The organism is Mycobacterium sp. (genome assembly GCF_052145595.1).
GTDB lineage: Bacteria > Actinomycetota > Actinomycetes > Mycobacteriales > Mycobacteriaceae > Mycobacterium.
Map to the genome: position 1 here is coordinate 1 of NZ_JBKQOI010000229.1, position 16,146 is coordinate 16,146.

At 66.3% G+C, this 16,146-nt stretch carries 18 protein-coding genes and 1 pseudogene; 10 read left to right on the forward strand and 9 right to left on the reverse strand.

Annotation, left to right across the window (positions count from 1 at the left end; genetic code table 11):
* Window positions 1–121 precede the first annotated feature (121 nt).
* A complete protein-coding gene (locus tag ACLP4W_RS20375; RefSeq protein WP_442389023.1) occupies window positions 122–982 on the reverse strand; it encodes an Rv0361 family membrane protein in 861 nt (286 codons plus the stop codon).
* A 44-nt stretch (window positions 983–1,026) separates the two neighbouring features.
* On the opposite strand from ACLP4W_RS20375, the gene ACLP4W_RS20380 reads away from it, so the two are divergent.
* A complete protein-coding gene (locus ACLP4W_RS20380; protein ID WP_442389025.1) occupies window positions 1,027–1,440 on the forward strand; it encodes a DUF3151 domain-containing protein in 414 nt (137 codons plus the stop codon).
* Here ACLP4W_RS20380 and ACLP4W_RS20385 read toward each other — a convergent pair.
* From ACLP4W_RS20385 to ACLP4W_RS20400, 4 genes are all read right to left on the reverse strand, one after another.
* Window positions 1,437–2,336, reverse strand: a complete 900-nt coding sequence (locus ACLP4W_RS20385) for a cation diffusion facilitator family transporter (protein ID WP_442389027.1) — start codon at window positions 2,334–2,336, stop codon at window positions 1,437–1,439. The two genes, ACLP4W_RS20380 and ACLP4W_RS20385, sit on opposite strands and share 4 nt — an antisense overlap.
* A 40-nt stretch (window positions 2,337–2,376) precedes the next feature.
* Complete coding sequence (locus tag ACLP4W_RS20390; RefSeq protein ID WP_442389029.1) at window positions 2,377–3,147, reverse strand: site-2 protease family protein; 771 nt, start codon at window positions 3,145–3,147, stop codon at window positions 2,377–2,379.
* 91 nt (window positions 3,148–3,238) lie between these two features.
* Window positions 3,239–3,859, reverse strand: a complete 621-nt coding sequence (locus ACLP4W_RS20395) for a PE family protein (protein WP_442389031.1) — start codon at window positions 3,857–3,859, stop codon at window positions 3,239–3,241.
* A gap of 125 nt (window positions 3,860–3,984) precedes the next feature.
* A complete protein-coding gene (locus tag ACLP4W_RS20400) occupies window positions 3,985–4,662 on the reverse strand; it encodes a peptidase M50 (protein ID WP_442389033.1) in 678 nt (225 codons plus the stop codon).
* A gap of 80 nt (window positions 4,663–4,742) precedes the next feature.
* Here ACLP4W_RS20400 and ACLP4W_RS20405 point away from each other — a divergent pair, with 80 nt between their 5' ends.
* The 5 genes from ACLP4W_RS20405 to ACLP4W_RS20425 are packed head-to-tail and all read left to right on the forward strand — an operon-like array spanning window position 4,743 to window position 9,684.
* Window positions 4,743–6,041, forward strand: a complete 1,299-nt coding sequence (locus tag ACLP4W_RS20405) for an adenylosuccinate synthase (protein ID WP_442389035.1) — start codon at window positions 4,743–4,745, stop codon at window positions 6,039–6,041.
* Window positions 6,038–6,685, forward strand: a complete 648-nt coding sequence (locus ACLP4W_RS20410) for a PaaI family thioesterase (RefSeq protein ID WP_442389037.1) — start codon at window positions 6,038–6,040, stop codon at window positions 6,683–6,685. The genes ACLP4W_RS20405 and ACLP4W_RS20410 overlap by 4 nt, the downstream gene beginning before the upstream one ends.
* Before the next feature lie 40 nt (window positions 6,686–6,725).
* Entirely contained in the window at window positions 6,726–8,009 is a 1,284-nt protein-coding gene (gene purT / locus ACLP4W_RS20415; RefSeq protein ID WP_442389039.1) for a formate-dependent phosphoribosylglycinamide formyltransferase, read from the forward strand.
* A gap of 19 nt (window positions 8,010–8,028) precedes the next feature.
* Complete coding sequence (locus tag ACLP4W_RS20420) at window positions 8,029–8,448, forward strand: rhodanese-like domain-containing protein (RefSeq protein ID WP_442389041.1); 420 nt, start codon at window positions 8,029–8,031, stop codon at window positions 8,446–8,448.
* Between the two features lie 18 nt (window positions 8,449–8,466).
* Window positions 8,467–9,684, forward strand: coding sequence for an O-succinylhomoserine sulfhydrylase (locus ACLP4W_RS20425; RefSeq protein ID WP_442389043.1), 1,218 nt, complete (start codon window positions 8,467–8,469; stop codon window positions 9,682–9,684).
* 7 nt (window positions 9,685–9,691) lie between these two features.
* Here the strand turns inward: ACLP4W_RS20425 and ACLP4W_RS20430 are convergent, their stop codons facing one another.
* Together ACLP4W_RS20430 and ACLP4W_RS20435 are read right to left on the reverse strand one after the other, a co-directional pair.
* Window positions 9,692–11,086, reverse strand: coding sequence for an NAD(P)/FAD-dependent oxidoreductase (locus tag ACLP4W_RS20430; protein WP_442389045.1), 1,395 nt, complete (start codon window positions 11,084–11,086; stop codon window positions 9,692–9,694).
* 116 nt (window positions 11,087–11,202) lie between these two features.
* Window positions 11,203–12,623 (reverse strand): annotated as a pseudogene (locus ACLP4W_RS20435) (PPE family protein); the annotation flags it as partial.
* A 124-nt stretch (window positions 12,624–12,747) separates the two neighbouring features.
* On the opposite strand from ACLP4W_RS20435, the gene ACLP4W_RS20440 reads away from it, so the two are divergent.
* From ACLP4W_RS20440 to ACLP4W_RS20450, 3 genes are all read left to right on the forward strand, one after another.
* A complete protein-coding gene (locus ACLP4W_RS20440; RefSeq protein ID WP_442389047.1) occupies window positions 12,748–13,005 on the forward strand; it encodes a hypothetical protein in 258 nt (85 codons plus the stop codon).
* A 154-nt stretch (window positions 13,006–13,159) separates the two neighbouring features.
* Complete coding sequence (locus tag ACLP4W_RS20445) at window positions 13,160–13,360, forward strand: hypothetical protein (protein ID WP_442389049.1); 201 nt, start codon at window positions 13,160–13,162, stop codon at window positions 13,358–13,360.
* 142 nt (window positions 13,361–13,502) lie between these two features.
* Window positions 13,503–13,793, forward strand: coding sequence for a DUF4190 domain-containing protein (locus tag ACLP4W_RS20450; RefSeq protein ID WP_442389050.1), 291 nt, complete (start codon window positions 13,503–13,505; stop codon window positions 13,791–13,793).
* Window positions 13,794–13,805: 12 nt separating this feature from the next.
* Here ACLP4W_RS20450 and ACLP4W_RS20455 read toward each other — a convergent pair whose 3' ends face one another.
* Together ACLP4W_RS20455 and ACLP4W_RS20460 are read right to left on the reverse strand one after the other, a co-directional pair.
* Window positions 13,806–14,435 carry a hypothetical protein gene (locus tag ACLP4W_RS20455; RefSeq protein ID WP_442389052.1) on the reverse strand — a complete coding sequence of 210 codons (630 nt, stop codon included), beginning with the start codon at window positions 14,433–14,435 and terminating at the stop codon, window positions 13,806–13,808.
* Between the two features lie 70 nt (window positions 14,436–14,505).
* Window positions 14,506–15,690: an acyl-CoA dehydrogenase gene (locus ACLP4W_RS20460; protein ID WP_442389054.1), complete on the reverse strand. Its 1,185-nt coding sequence runs from the start codon at window positions 15,688–15,690 to the stop codon at window positions 14,506–14,508.
* Between the two features lie 117 nt (window positions 15,691–15,807).
* Here ACLP4W_RS20460 and ACLP4W_RS20465 point away from each other — a divergent pair, with 117 nt between their 5' ends.
* Complete coding sequence (locus ACLP4W_RS20465) at window positions 15,808–16,146, forward strand: DUF3054 domain-containing protein (RefSeq protein ID WP_442389078.1); 339 nt, start codon at window positions 15,808–15,810, stop codon at window positions 16,144–16,146.

Here is a 16,146-nt window from a genome sequence, read left to right on the forward strand (position 1 = left end):
GCATCCTGCACGGCTGCCTACGTCACCGCACCCAATACGACGAACACAAAGCCTGGGCACACCGCCAACCCAACCCGACCGCCGACGCCGCTTGACTTGACAAGTTGCATCCCTGGGATGTCTAGCCACTAGGGGACTGGCAGATCTTCCACTGGTCGTCGCGGTATTGCAGGTCGAGGCTGCGGGTGGAACGGACCGAGGGGTCGTACGCCATGAACGTGGTGATGTTCGCCTCGGCGTGCTGGCCGTTGACGACGACCTGGTCGATGCTGGCGATCACCGGATACTGCTTGGCCGCCGAGACCCGCTGGTAGGTCTCCTGCCACGCGTGCTCGTCGTAATCCACATACCCGTCGCGGGCGGTCCCGCACGTGATGGTGCGCAGCGCGGTCAGATCGCCCCTTTGCACCGCGATGTCATATTCGGAGATGGTGTGCCGAACCTGTTCTTCCTCAGAGACTTTCGAGTGTTTGCTCCGCGTCAAGAGCACCGTGCCCAGGATCGCGATTGCCGCCAACGCCAGCACGATCACGACCAGCGCCAGCACCCAACCCCAATTGAATTGCCTCGATGTCGTGAGCTTGGCTCCCAGTCGGGGCGGAATAGATTGTGGCACAGCGGATTTAGAAGGCACTCCCATTTGCGTCGGGGGACCCTCCGGTCCCGGCGGCGATGCGAAGACTTCGGTGGCAGGTTCCGCGCTGGTGGCGATGACCGCGGTCTCTCTTGCGTCGAAACCGGGTGCGGTGAAACGACGTTCGCGCTGTTGGCTGTCCGCCGCATCGGGATCGTTGTCCGGATCGGGCTTGTTGATCACGACGGTCTCGGTCTCGGGGTCGCTGGGCACCAGGGGGTAGCCCTCGGCTGCCCCTTCGCCCGGTTCGGCTGCCCGTTCGCCGCTCGGCTCGCTTTGGGATTCGCGCGGATCGAACCCAGGCCGGTTGGGTGTGCCGCCGCGGTCGGGCTCCGGTGCGTTAGGCATGATGCGAGCTTAGCGACCCGCGGTAACAGGGCAGAATAGGCGACATGACGCCGATGGGTGATCTCCTGGGACCCGATCCGATCCTGCTGCCTGGCGATAGCGACGCCGAGGCGCAGCTGCGCGCCAACGAGAACCCGAGCCTGGTCGCCGCCGCGCACCCGTCGGCGTCGGTGGCCTGGGCGGCACTTGCCGAGGAGGCTTTGGCCGACGATAAGGCGATCACGGCTTATGCGTATGCCCGCACCGGCTATCACCGCGGCCTGGACCAGCTGCGGCGAAACGGCTGGAAGGGGTTCGGTCCGGTGCCCTATTCGCACGAGCCCAACCGGGGCTTCCTGCGTTGTGTGGCGGCACTGGCCCGAGCCGCCGACACGATCGGCGAGACCGAGGAGCAGCTACGCTGCCTGGATCTGCTCGACGATTGCGACCCCGCGGCCCGCAAGGCGATGGGGCTTTAGCAGTTCTCCGGACACGCGCCGGTGCCGCCCGGGCCATCGATCTGGACGGTGGCGTGATCCAGCCCGCGGGCCGACAGCACCGCCCGGGCGTCCTGCAGCACCCGGGCGGAGTCGCCGTCGCTGGTGAGGTGTGCGGTGCACATGTCCTTGCCGGGCGAAAGCGTCCACACATGCAGGTCGTGCACTTCCGTTACGCCGTCGACCTCGCCCAGCGCGCTGCGCAACTCCTCGACGTCGATGTGGGCCGGCGAGGATTCGGAAAGGATTCGCAACGCCGCGCGGGCCAGCGAGATGGCCCGTGGCAGCACCCACATCGCGACCAGCACGGCGACCACCACGTCGGCGTAGGGCCAGTGCGTCGTCACGGTGACCACACCGGCGATGAGCACGCCCAGGCTGCCGACGGTGTCGGCGATCACCTCCATGTAGGCGCCCTTGACGGCCAGGCTGCCCTCCGAGTGCGAACGCAGCAACAGCGCCACCACGAAGTTGGCGGCCAGCCCGGCCAGCGCCACCACAATCATCGGCACGCCGGGGACCGACGGCGCCTCACTCAGCCGTTTGACGGCCTCGTAGAGGATGAACACCGCGACCCCGATCAGCAGCCCGGCGTTGGCGACCGCGGTGAACACCTCGGCGCGATGCCAGCCGTAGGTGCGCGCGGGTGAGGAGCTGCCGCGCCGGGCCAGCGTCACGGCGGCAAGCCCCATGAACACGGCGACGACGTCGGTCAGCATGTGCCCGGCATCGGCCAGCAGCGCGATCGAGTTGATCAGCAACGAGGTAGTCAATTCCACGACGAAAAACGCCGCCAGAATCGCTGCGGCCATGATCATGCGGGGGATCGTCCGAGACGCGTCAGTCCCGGCAGGGGTGTGATTGTGGCCGGCGCCCATAGCCAGCAATATATGCGTGCTGACGCATATATTGCAAGCGTTAGATCCAGCGGCTCCAGAACCGGGTCAGCGAGTTGCCGGCGGCCGCCAGCCAGTGCGGCACACCGGAGAAGTCGAACAACCAGAGCACAAGCCCGAAGAACCACTGGCTGGCCGCCAAGATCAGGAACAGCAGAATGAACCAGCCCCACTGCTTGGCCGGTGCCACCGCGCGCTGCGTCTCGGGACTCAAATGCGGCTCCAAGGCGTCGTAACCGTCCAGGCCCGGGATCGGCAGCAGGTTCAGCAACACCGCGGTCAGCTCAAGAAATCCCAGGAATGCCACCCCCGCCCACAGCACCGCGTGGGCCGGGTTGTAAAACAACCGCGTCAGTGTCAGCAGCAGCACGGCCAGCACGAGGTTGGCCGCCGGGCCCGCCAGGCTGACCAGGGTGCGCCGGGTGGGCGTCATGAACCAGGTCCGCACATACACCGCGGCACCCGGCAATCCGATCCCACCCAGCAAAATGATGATCATCGGCAGCAGCAGCGACAGCGCGGGATGGCTGTAACGGCGCGGATCCAGCGTCAGGTACCCGCGCACCGCGACGTCGTGATCGCCGAATCGCCACGCGGTGAACGCATGCCCGAATTCATGCAGGCACAACGACACCAACCAGCCGGCGATCACGAAAATGAACACCCCGGCGTAGGACAGCGGCCGCACGCTGGCCCCGGACAGCCAGGCCAGCACTCCGCCGAGGGCCGTCAGGCCGACCAGGCCCAGAAAGATCGGGCTGGGTCGCACCGATTGTTGACGGGGAGAGCCCACCGGACGAAACTACCGGACCAGCAGCCAGCCTTCGACGTTTCGGTAGAACGTCGTCTCGGCGTTGTGGAGGCAGGGCGACATTTAATTGCGATTAAAAGCCAGGGAAGATCAGAATGCCGAACACTTCGAGCGGAACCCCTGAGTTTATCAAGAAGACGAAAAAGTTTAATGGTACAAGTAGCAATTCCAGCGACAAAAAAGCTAAATCAAATGCGAAAGTCACTAACGGGTCTAAGAAGTTAGTAACGTTATTGAGTACCTGGCCCGGCACGGCGGCGACAGCGCTGGCGGCCGAGGCCGCATTCGCATTCAAGTGCTGCAACGACGCGGCGCCGGCGGCCTCTGCGGCCGCATACGAGCCCGTACTCGCATTCATGTGCTGCACAAACTGCTCGTGAAACGCCGCCGCCCGCCCGGCCAGCCCCTGATAATCCTGGGCGTGTCGAGAGAACAGGTGCGCGATGCTCGCCGACACCTCATCGGCGGCCGCGGGTATCACCGCGACGGTCGGGGCCGCCGCCGCGACGTGGGCCACGCTGAGCGTCGAACCGACAGCCGCCACATCCGTTGCCGCCGCCGCCATCATGTCCGGCGCCGCCATCACATACGACATATTCGGGTCCTCCACCTGGTCGTCACCGATCCCGTGGCAAAGCCTCCACCGACTAGCGATGTTGACTTTACCTTCCAGACAATCCGCGCGGTATTTCATTTGCCGTGTTTCGGTGTGGTCGGTCCGAGAGAGTTGCGGGCCGCTTGCCCCAACCGCGCCCCAGCGGCCGTTAGCCAGGGGAAGTGCCAACACAGCCGCACGGACTAAGTTCCGCGTATCCGCGACTACCTGACCAGCAGCCAGCCTTCGACGTTCCGGTAGAACGTCGAGCGGCGAGCCGGGCGCGGACCCGGGACACCGTCACGCACCACGGTGACACCGGTGCTGCCCAGCTGCGCTGCGCGGCCGGCGATCCAGCGGCGCCAGGTTCTTCGCGCCCCGTTTTTCACCAGGGCGCGCAGGCCCGGTATGGCCAGCGTCGGCTCGATGAACACGGCGGCGACATCGCCGTCGAACAGCCCGGTGTCGTCGACGACCGCTTCACCGTGGATGTGCTGCCGGTCGTCGGCCGGCAGCCAGGCAGCCCGGCCCACGATCACCGACCCGGTCTCGTCGCGGATCAGGGTCACCCGCTTGGCGGAACCGCGCCGGGCGCGCCGCGCGGCCCGCCGCCCCGCTGGCAGGCGGTAGACGCGGGTCGCCCGGGTGCTTCGGGGCGGCACGTAAGCCACCTCGATGTCGAGCCGCCCGGCGCGCAGCAACCGGGTCAGCACACCGGCCAGGTCGGCGTCGGCGCCGACGACCACCAGCCTTCGGTATGGCCCGATCGCGGCGTCAATATCGGCCGGGCCGTCGGCCCGGTGGGTGGGCAGGCCGGTTAACGGCCCCCCCGCGCGCCCGTCGCCGAACAACAGCACCGTGGCGCCGGGGATGTTTTCGCCCGTGTTGACGCCGGTATTCATGGGTTCCTCGCAACCTCCTGGGATAGGGTGGGTCACCGGCTGGACCACAATAAGCAGGCGAGATCAGGTGGGAGCATGTCATGCCGGCAATCGTCCTCATCGGCGCCCAGTGGGGCGACGAGGGCAAAGGTAAGGCCACCGATTTGCTCGGCGGGCGCGTGCAGTGGGTGGTGCGCTATCAGGGTGGCAACAACGCCGGGCACACGGTCGTCTTGCCCACCGGCGAAAACTTCGCGCTGCATCTGATCCCGTCGGGAGTGCTGACGCCCGGTGTCACCAACGTCATCGGCAATGGTGTGGTGGTGGATCCCGGCGTGCTGCTGGCCGAGCTGCAAGGCCTGGAAGACCGCGGTGTCGACACCTCGAAGCTGCTGATCTCCGCCGACGCGCACCTGCTGTTGCCCTACCACGTCGCGATTGACAAGGTCACCGAGCGCTACATGGGCAACAAGAAGATCGGCACCACCGGTCGCGGCATCGGGCCCTGCTACCAGGACAAGGTCGCCCGCATGGGGATCCGGGTCGCCGACGTGCTCGACCCGGAGCTGCTCAGCCAGAAGATCGGGGCCGCGCTGGAACTCAAAAACCAGATACTGGTCAAGATCTACAACCGCAAGGCGCTGGAGCCCGACCAGGTGGTCGAGGCCCTACTGGCGCAGGCCGAGGGATTCCGGCACCGCATCGCCGATACCCGGCTGCTGCTCAACAATGCGCTGGAGGCCGGCGAAACGGTGCTGCTGGAAGGCTCGCAGGGCACCCTGCTCGACGTCGACCACGGCACCTATCCCTATGTGACGTCCTCGAATCCGACGGCGGGCGGCGCGGCCGTCGGGTCCGGGATCGGGCCGACCCAGATCACCACCGTGCTGGGAATCCTCAAGGCCTACACCACCCGCGTGGGCTCCGGGCCGTTCCCTACCGAGCTGTTCGACGAGAACGGCGAATACCTGTCCAAGACCGGCGGCGAGTTCGGTGTCACCACCGGACGGCGCCGGCGCTGCGGCTGGTTCGACGCGGTCATCGCCCGGTACGCCACCCGGGTCAACGGCATCACCGACTACTTCCTGACCAAGCTCGACGTGCTTTCCAGCTTGGAAACGGTGCCGGTGTGTGTCGGCTATCGGATCGACGGGGTGCCCACTCGCGACATGCCGATGACCCAAAGCGATCTCGCCCGAGCCGAACCGATTTACGAAGAGCTGCCCGGCTGGTGGGAGGACATCTCACAAGCCCGGGAATTCGACGACCTGCCCGCCAAAGCGCGCGACTACGTGTTGCGACTGGAAGAGCTTGCCGGAACACACGTTTCGTGCATCGGTGTCGGTCCAGGACGCGATCAGACCATCGTGCGCCGCGATGTCCTGCGGGTCCGCCCGTGACGGATCCCGATCCGAAAGAACTCGACCCGGAGTACGAACACCACGGCGGCTTTCCGGAGTACGGCCCGGCCAGCCCCGGCCCGGGCTTCGGCGGGTTCGTGGCGGTCATGCGTCAGCTGCAGGACCTTGCCGTGTCCGCCGACCCCGGTGACGACGTCTGGGAGGATGCGGCCGACCGCGCCGCGGCGCTGGTGGAACTGCTGGGCCCGTTCCGGGCGGACGAGGGCAAGGCGCCGGCCGGGCGCACGCCCGACCTACCGGGCATGGGCAGCCTGCTGGTGCCGCCCTGGATATTGACGCGATACCGCCCCGACGGTGTCGAAATGACCGGACATTTCAGCAGGTTTCACGTCGGAGGCAACCACGCGGTGCACGGCGGTGTGCTGCCGCTGCTGTTTGATCACATGTTCGGGATGATCTCGCACGCCGCGGGGCGGCCGATCAGCCGGACGGCCTTCCTGCATGTCGACTACCGCAAGATCACGCCGATCGATGCGCCGCTGGTGGTGCGCGGACGGGTCACGAGCGCCGAGGGGCGCAAGGCGTTCGTCTCTGCGGAGTTGGTCGACGCGCAGGGGCTTAGCGCCGTCGTGCTGGCCGAGGCCAACGGCCTGATGGTGCGGCTGCTCCCCGGCCAGCCCTGAGGTCGGCCCTCCCTGCTCGGAGCGGACCTATCCTTGAGCGGTGACTGACGGCTTGACCGAGGGACGGCGGGAGCCCCCCGGCGCGCAGGGGGATCCGACGGCCGCCGAAGACGACAAGACGACGGCGATTGTCGCGTCCCCACGAGGTGCCGAGGCCGACGCCAGGCCCGCAGTGATGCTGCTGGGTTCCGGCGAACTCAGCCGGGAGTTGGCGATCGCCCTGCGGCACCTCGGCGCGCGGGTGATCGCCGTCGATGAATACCCGCATGCGCCCGCGCACGGGGTGGCCGACCTGTCGCTGATAGTCCCGCTGACCAACGCCGGCGAGCTGTCGAACATAATTCAACGGCTGCGACCGGACTTCGTGGTGACCGCCACCGACGCGGTGTCTGTTGACGCCCTCGATGCGCTGGCCGCCGGTCCCGACAACAAGGTCACCGAACTGGTGCCCAACGCCCGCACCGTCCGGCTCACCTCCGACCGGGAGGGCCTGCGCCGGCTGGCCGCCGACCAGTTGGGGCTGCCCACCGCGCCATTCTGGGTCGTCGGATCCATCGGCGACCTCGAGGCGGTGGCCGCGCACGCCGGGTTTCCGTTACTGGTGAAGCCGGTAACCGGCGTCGCCGGACCGCGACGCTCGGTGGTCACCGGGCCCGGCGATATCGCGCCCGCCTGGCGGCGCGCCGTCGAGGGGGGCCAGCAGCGGGTATTGGCCGAGCCGGTGGTCGAGATCGAGTTCGATGTCACCCTGCTCGTGGTGCGCAGCGACGGGCCGGCCGGTCCGCTGATCGAGTTTTGCTCACCCATTGGTCATAGCGGCGCCGACGGTGTCGTGCTGGAATCCTGGCAACCCCAACAGATGAGCGCGGCCGCGCTGGATGCGGCCAAGTCGATCGCCGCGCGAATCGTCAAGGCGCTCGGCGGGCGCGGCGTCTTCGGTGTCGAATTGATGATCAACGGCGATGAGGTGTACTTCGCCGACGTCACCGCACGCCCGCACAAGAGCGCCTGGGTGACTTTGCGCAGCCAGCGCCTTTCGGCGTTCGACTTGCAGGCGCGGGCCATTCTTGGTTTGCCGCTGGACACCATGATGATGTCGCCGGCCGCGGCGCGCACGATAAATCCCGGCCATGACGGTAGGTGGCCCACTGCGGACGCGTTGACCGGTGCGCTGGGTGTTCCAGAAAGCGATCTCCGCCTCTTCGGCAGGGGATCCCGGCCTGCCGGCGCGACCCACAAGCTCGGGGTGGCACTGGCTACGGCACCGGACGTGGCGACCGCACGCGAGCGCGCCCGACGGGTGGCAGCGGCCCTGAGGCCCTGAATATGCGAGACTCACGCGGGTGAGCTACGCAGGAGACATCACGCCCCAAGAGGCATGGAAGCTACTCAGCGACAACCCCCATGCCGTGCTGGTCGACGTACGCACCGACGCCGAATGGCGGTTCGTCGGCGTGCCCGATCTGTCCAGCCTCGGCCGTGAGGTGGTGTTCATCGAGTGGAATACGACCGACGGGACGTACAACGAGGGCTTCGCCGACCAACTGAAGCAGCGGGTCGCGCCCGCGGCCGACGAAGAGCGGCCGGTGGTCTTCATCTGCCGCTCGGGCAACCGCTCCATCGGTGCTGCCGGGGTCGCGACCGAGGTCGGGATCACTCCGGCCTACAACATGCTGGACGGCTTCGAAGGTCATCTCAACGCCAGCGGTCATCGCGGTGAAACGGGCTGGCGGGCGATCGGATTGCCCTGGAAGCAGGGTTGAAACAGGGATGAAGCAACTATGACGGACCGCTCGGTCCGCATGCCCAAGGCGCTGCCCGAAGGCGTCAGCCAGGCCACCATCGGGGTGCGCGGCGGACTCTTGCGATCCGGGTTCGAAGAGACCGCCGAGGCGATGTTTCTGACCTCCGGGTATGTCTACGAATCGGCGGCCGTGGCCGAGAAGTCGTTCAGTGGCGAGCTGGACCATTTCGTGTACTCGCGCTACGGCAACCCCACCGTGACGATGTTCGAGGAGCGGTTGCGCCTGATCGAGGGGGCGCCGGCGGCGTTCGCCACCGCTAGCGGCATGGCCGCGGTGTTCACCTCGCTCGGCGCGCTGCTCGCCGCCGGTGACCGGTTGGTCTCGGCGCGCAGCCTGTTCGGCTCGTGTTTCGTGGTGTGCAACGAGATCCTGCCGCGTTGGGGCGTGGAGACCGTGTTCGTCGACGGCGATGACCTCGCGCAGTGGGAGCGGGCGCTCTCAGTGCCGACGGCGGCAGTGTTCTTCGAGACGCCGTCGAATCCGATGCAGTCGCTGGTGGATATCGCCGCGGTGAGCGAGCTTGCTCACGCGGCGGGCGCAAAAGTCGTGCTGGACAACGTCTTTGCCACACCGCTGCTGCAGCAGGGCCTTCCGCTCGGGGTTGACGTGGTGGTGTACTCGGGTACCAAGCACATCGACGGTCAGGGTCGGGTGCTGGGCGGCGCAATCCTCGGCGACAAGGAGTACATCGACGGCCCGGTGCAGAAGCTGATGCGCCACACCGGCCCGGCGTTGAGCGCATTCAACGCCTGGGTACTGCTGAAAGGCCTTGAGACGCTGGCGATTCGGGTTGAACACAGCAATTCCGCGGCACTGCGGATTGCGGAATTCCTGGAGGGCCATCCGGCGGTGAGTTGGGTGCGCTACCCGTTCCTGGCGTCGCATCCGCAACACGACCTGGCCAAGCGTCAGATGGCCGGCGGCGGGACGGTGGTTACTTTTGCGCTCGACTGCGCGGAAAGCGCGGCCAAGCAACGGGCGTTCGAGGTGCTCGACAAGCTGCGGCTGATCGACATCTCGAACAACCTCGGCGACGCCAAATCGCTTGTCACTCATCCGTCGACCACGACTCACCGCGCGATGGGCGCCGAGGGGCGCGCCGCGATCGGGCTCGGTGACAATGTGGTCCGCATCTCGGTCGGGCTGGAAGGCGCCGACGATCTGATCGCCGATATCGACCAGGCCCTGGGCTGATCGAAGGCTAACCGGCTGCCTTTTGTTCGGCCTCTTCGGCGCGTTCGGCCGCCGCCAGTGTCCCCTCTTCGACTTGCTGCTCGACCCAGCGCGCCACCGGCCGGGCGTAAATCATCTGGGCGGTGATGGCCATCTGGCCGCGGGTGCGACCCAGGAACGAGATGCCCCAGGCGAACATGGCGGCGATGCGGTTCCGGTGACCGATCAGGTAGTACAGGTGCAGCAGCAGCCAGGCCAACCAGGCGAAGAAGCCGGCGAACTCCACCTTGCCGACCTGGGCCACGGCGCTGTACCGGGAGATGAGGGCCATGCTGCCCTTGTTGACATAGTGGAACGGCTTGCGGTTGGCCGGATCGTCGTGGCCCTTGACCGCGTCCTTGATCAACGTGGTGACGTAACGCGCCCCCTGGATCGCGCCCTGCGCCATCCCGGGCACGCCGGGCACGGACATCAGGTCACCGACGACAAAGACATACGGGTGGCCCTTGACGGTGAGGTCGGGCTCTACGATCACCCGTCCGGCGCGGTCGGTTTCGGTTCCCTCGGACTGTTCGGCGACCATCTTGCCCAGCGGGCTGGCCTGAACGCCGGCCGCCCACACCTTGCACGCGCATTCGATGCGGCGTTGGGCGCCGTCCTTCTCCCTGACGGTGATGCCGTTGTAGTCGACGGCGGTCACCATCGCGTTGAGCTGAACGTCGACATCCATCTTCTCCAGCCGCCGCTGCGCCTTGAGGCCCAGGTTCGGGCCCATCGCCGGCAGCACTGCGGGTGCTGCGTCGAGCAGGATCACGTGGCACTGGCTGGGTGTGATGGTCCGAAAAGCCCCGGCCAGGGTGCGCTCGGCTAGTTGGACGATCTCGCCGGCCAGCTCGACGCCGGTCGGTCCGGCCCCGATCACCACGAAGGTAAGCCGGCGTTCCCGCTCGGCGTGGTCGGTGGCGACCTCGGCGGCCTCGAATGCGCCGAGGATGCGGCCGCGCAGCTCCAGGGCGTCGTCGATGGTCTTCATCCCAGGTGCGTAGGTGGCGAATTCGTCGTTGCCGAAGTAGGACTGCTGCGCGCCGGCGGCCAGGATCAGACTGTCGTAGGGCGTCACGGTGTCCATGCCCATCAGGTGTGACGTGACCGTCTTCGCCTCGAGGTCGATCGCGGTGACGTCGCCCCACAGCACCCGGACGTTCTTCTGCCTGCGCAGGATCAGCCTGGTGGTCGGCGCGATATCGCCCTCGGACAAGATCCCCGTGGCCACCTGATACAGCAGTGGCTGGAACAGGTGGGTGGTCGTCTTCGAGATCAGGGTGATGTCGACCTGGCATCCCTTGGGGGCCCGCTTGAGCGACTTGGCGGCATTCAGGCCACCGAATCCGCTTCCGATGATGACGACGCGATGACGCGACATAGTTGCCCCCTCTGGTGTTCAGAGTCTCCGCGCATCTACACCGTACGACCGCACCGGCACGCACGTCGCGATGTGGCGGGTGGTCGCGCTGCCCAGGCTGGTCGTGTTCAGGTCGCCGAGCCGAACAGGCCCGTGTTGTTGTCGCCCGAGTTGAAGAAGCCCTTGTTCAGGCTGCCCGAGTTAAAACTGCCGGTATTCGTGCCGGGACCACTGAGTGCGCCGCCCGAGTTGTAGTTGCCCGTGTTGTCCATGCCTGAGTTCGCGAAGCCCGTGCTGAAGTCCCCGGAGTTCCCGAAGCCCAGGTCGCCGATACCGGCGTTCCCGAAACCGTAGTCGGAGTTGCCCGCGTTGCCCAAGCCGACGTTGAAGTTTCCGGCGTTCCAGAAGCCCGTGTTGCTATTCTCGGCGTTCGCGAAACCGATGTTGGCGTCGCCGGAGTTGAACAAGCCGAAATTCCCATTACCCGAGTTGAAAAAGCCGACGTTGCCGTTGCCTGAGTTCCCGAAACCGATGTTCCCGGTACCGGAGTTCAGCCCGCCGATGCCCACCTCGTTGTTGCCGGTGATGTTGAAGCCGATGTCGTTGCTGCCTTTGTTCCCAAAACCGAAGTCGTTGTTACCAATGTTGGCGAACCCGATATTTGAATTGCCGATGTTTCCGCTACCAAAGTTGTTGTTACCGATGTTTGCGCTGCCCACGTTGGAGGCGCCCTGGTTTCCGCCACCCAGGTCGCCGCTTCCATAGTTCCCCAGGCCGACGTTGCCGATGCCCACGTTCCCGCTGCCCAGGTTCATATCGCCGATATTCCCGTTACCAAAGTTCGTGTTGCCGCTATTGCCGCTGCCCAGGTTGGTATTGCCGAGGTTGCCGCTGCCGACATTGGTGTAGCCGCTGTTGCCACTGCCCAGGTTGTTGTCGCCGGTGTTGCCGCTGCCCAGGTTGTTGTTGCCGAGGTTGCCGCTGCCCAGGTTGAATTTGCCGATATTGGCCAGGCTGAATGCCAGGCTGGCCGGCAGGCTCTGCAACGTCTGCGGCAGTGACGTCAACTGGGGAGCCGCCGCCGAGGCCCCGCCGTCATACCCACCATGGCGGCCACATCGGCAGCCCACATCTCCTCGTACTGCCCCTCGGTAGCCGCAATCGCGGGCGCATTCTGCCCAAACAAGTTTGACGCCACCAACTGCACCAAGTCAGAACGATTGGCCGCCACCACCACGGGGTGCACCGTCGCCGCCAACGCCGACTCAAAGGCACCGGCGACCGCTCTGGCCTGCGCAGCCGCCCCCGACGCCGAGGCTGCCGCCGCACCCAACCAGCCCGCATACGGCACCGCCGCAGCCGCCATCGCCGCCGACGCCGGACCCTGCCAGGCCTGACCCGCCAACCCCGAGGTCACCGAACCAAACGACTCCGCCGCCGACCCCAACTCAGCAGCCAATCCATCCCAGGCCGCCGCAGCCGAGAGCATCGGCCCCGACCCCGCGCCAGAGAACATCCGCAATGAATTAATTTCCGGAGGAGCCGTCAAGAAGCTCATCAGCCTGTCCTTTCGTCGGGTCGCGAGATGACATCCGTTCATGTAATGCCCGTGAATGCCAACCGCAAGATTGCCAAACCAATGCTGCGCAAACTCATTGTCACCCAGCTACCCTCTGGGCCACATGCTGAGCCCCGGAGGTTTGCGACGAGGAGGTGGCGGCCGTCGCCGCCGTGAGCACGGCGGCCGTCACCTGTTCGACCCGGCCGCGATCGAGTCCACGAAGCCCGACGGCACGAGGGTCTCCGGTCGCTACGACAATCGGGGATACTTCGCGTTGTACGACGGGTACGCCTCCGACGTGGGCCACCTCAACGCGGTTGGTTCCAGGATCGCGGCGACAGCCTCTCTCGACGCGATCGGGCAGGCATCGCGGAAGTAGACACCGCTGGCCATGATTCGGGCCACATGCCTCGCGACTAAGCGATATCACCCGCGCATTCCTCACGGGACACACGTACATCGCCAAACCCGTTGGAAGCCTGTTCTTTCCGGCCATCGCCGTCCCAACGGCCGCACTGATCTTGCCGACGGGAATGCCACCAGCGGGAGAGAACCGCAGCCGGGAGCGCGGCATCAACGAAGCCCGCATCGCCGCCGAAGCGGCACGACGCACCGAGCGTCTCGCGGCCTGCGACGATCCGCCGGCGTTCTGGCACAACGGGTTTCCTTTTTTGCGCAGGTCGGGTAACGGCCGCGGGGACCACGCCGTAAAACTTTGTGGCGACAAGGTGTAACACGCGGAGTAGAGTTTGTGCCGCTCGATCGTAGGAGGCCCCTTTGACCGAACAACCGCCTAGCTACCCACCACCACCGGGCGGTTACGGTTACCCACCGCCCGGGCCGGGTTACCCACCGCCACGCGCCGGTACGAATGCGATGGCCATCGCATCGTTGGTGTGCTCGCTGTTCGGATGGCTCTGTTTGATCGGGCCCATCCTGGGGGTGATCTTCGGCTTTCTCGCGCTGAACCAGATCAAGCAAACCGGTCAAGGTGGGCGTGGGATGGCGCTAGCCGGAATAATCATTGGCGGGATCTTCGCCGCAATCATCATAGGCCTTGGGAGCCTCAGGGCCATCGCCAGGCACACGCCGCGCATGCATTCGGGCGCGCCAGCTGTGGTGATGATCGTTGAACCGCAGGCGGTTTCGCCTATCGCCGCGGCTTAAGGGCCGGTCGTTCTAGAACGGCCACGCGCTGGCGTTGGTCTTGTACTTGCCGTTTAGACCAGTGCAGAAGTCGTCCGCCGTGCCGGCGAGAAAGATGTAGTAGGCCTCGCCGCCGCGGCTGGCGAAGGAGTTCGGGGTGGTCCAACCGCTGTTGCACATCGCAGTGTCACTGCCCGCGGTGGGCCTACGCCAATTCGTCTTGGCGCAGGCGGAAAGTGCGTCGACATCCGGTGTGGCGCTCTTCGCCGCGACCAGCATCGCCCCTCCCCATTGGCCGTCGTTGCGTCGGTAGGCACGCGCCCCGAATCCGGCGTTGTTGGTCTGGCATGCCAACGCCCGACGCAGCAGGCCGAAGGGGGCCGCGAGTTGCGGGTTGGCAACCGCGGCGGCAGCCGTGATGAACTGCGCCGCGTCCGAGCCGGAAACCTCTTGCACATTCGGATTGCCAAGGCCGGTCAGCTGCTGCGAGATCCACTGTGCCGCCGTGCTTCCACCACCGATGATCGGCCCGCCGCCGCCGGATGTCATCGGCGGCAACGTGACAGTGGGATCGGCGGTTGCCGCGGGCATGGCGGCCGCGGCGCAAAGGAACAGCCCGCACGCGGCGAGAAGAACCTCGATCCGATACGCAATAACTCTCATTGGGTACCTCCCCGGCGTCAACCTAGCAGGTCTTCATGCTCGGCGCGGCGGTGACCATGACTGCCTACTGTCAGCGGAAGGCGTCACTTCCGGTGAACGCCTGGCCGAGGACGAGCTGGTGCATCTCCGGTGTGCCCTCGTAGGTCAGCACCGATTCCAGGTTGACCATGTGCCGGATAACCGGGTATTCCAGCGATATCCCGTTGCCGCCCAATATAGTTCGGGCGGTCCGGCAGATTTTGATCGCCTCACGCGTGTTATTGAGCTTGCCGAAGCTGATCTGCTCGGGACGCAGCCCGACGCTGTCCTTGAGGCGACCGAGGTGCAGTGACAGCAGCTGCCCCTTGTGCAGCTCGACCGCCATGTCGACGAGTTTTGCCTGGGTCAGCTGGAATCCGGCGATCGGGCGGCCGAATTGGGTGCGCTGTGTCGCGTAGTCGAGCGCGGATTGCCAGGCCGTGCGGGCCGCTCCCATCGATCCCCAGATGATTCCGTAGCGCGCCTCGGACAGGCAGGACAGCGGGCCCCTGAGCCCCTTGGCTTCGGGCAGCATCGCGTCGGCCGGGAGCCGGACGTTGTCGAGCACCAGCTCGCTGGTGATCGATGCCCGCAGCGACAGCTTGTGGTGGATGGTGTTGGCGGAAAAGCCCGGGGTGTTTGCGGGAACGACGAACCCGCGGATCCCGTCGTCGGTGGCGGCCCACACGATGGCGACGTCGGCGACCGAGCCGTTGGTGATCCACATTTTGCGGCCGTCGAGCACCCAATCCGAACCATCGCGTCGCGCCCGGGTTTTCATCGCGGCCGGATCGGATCCGACGTCGGGTTCGGTCAGCCCGAAGCAGCCGAGCAGTTCGCCGGCGGCCATGCCGGGCAGCCACTGCTGCTTTTGCTCCTCCGATCCGAAGTTCCAGATGGCGAACATCGCCAGCGACCCCTGCACCGAGACCGTGGACCGAACGCCGGAGTCGGCGGCCTCGAGTTCCAAGCAGGCCAGGCCGTAGTGCACGGCGGAGGCTCCGCCGCATCCGTAGCCATGGAGGTGCATGCCGAGCAGGCCGAGCTGGCCGAACTGTTTGGCGAGCTCGCGGACCGGAAGGTCGCCGATCTCGAACCAGTCGGCGACGTGTGGGGTGACATGTTCGGCGCAGAACTTTCTGACGGTGTCGCGCACCGCGATCTCGTCGCTCGACAAGGAGGCGTCCAAACCCAGCGGGTCGTCGCGGTCAAAGGCCGGTGGCGTCTTAGTACTCATAGGAGTCAGCCTGCCACTAACCAACCGCCGTGAGGCCGCCGCCGACGCTGAGCACCTGTCAAGGAGCGCGACCAGGCCCGGTAGTCTCGCTGCATGCAACGGCTGGCGTGGCTGGGCATGGACGTCATCTGTGTGCTGGTGTTCTGCGCCGTCGGGCGCCGCAGCCACGACGAAGGCGCCAGCGTCACCGGCGTCGCAACGACGGCCTGGCCGTTTCTGACCGGAACTGTCGTCGGGTGGCTGGCGTCCCGCGGCTGGCGGCGACCCACCGCTGTGGCCCCGACCGGGGTGGTTGTCTGGCTGTGCACCGTGACGGTCGGCATGGTGTTGCGCAAGGCCACCTCGGCGGGTGTGGCTGCGAGTTTCGTGGTGGTGGCGGCGTCGGTCACCGCGGTTCTTTTGCTCGGTTGGCGAGCGGTCGTCGGGCTGGCCCAGCGGCGCCGCTCCGACATCTGA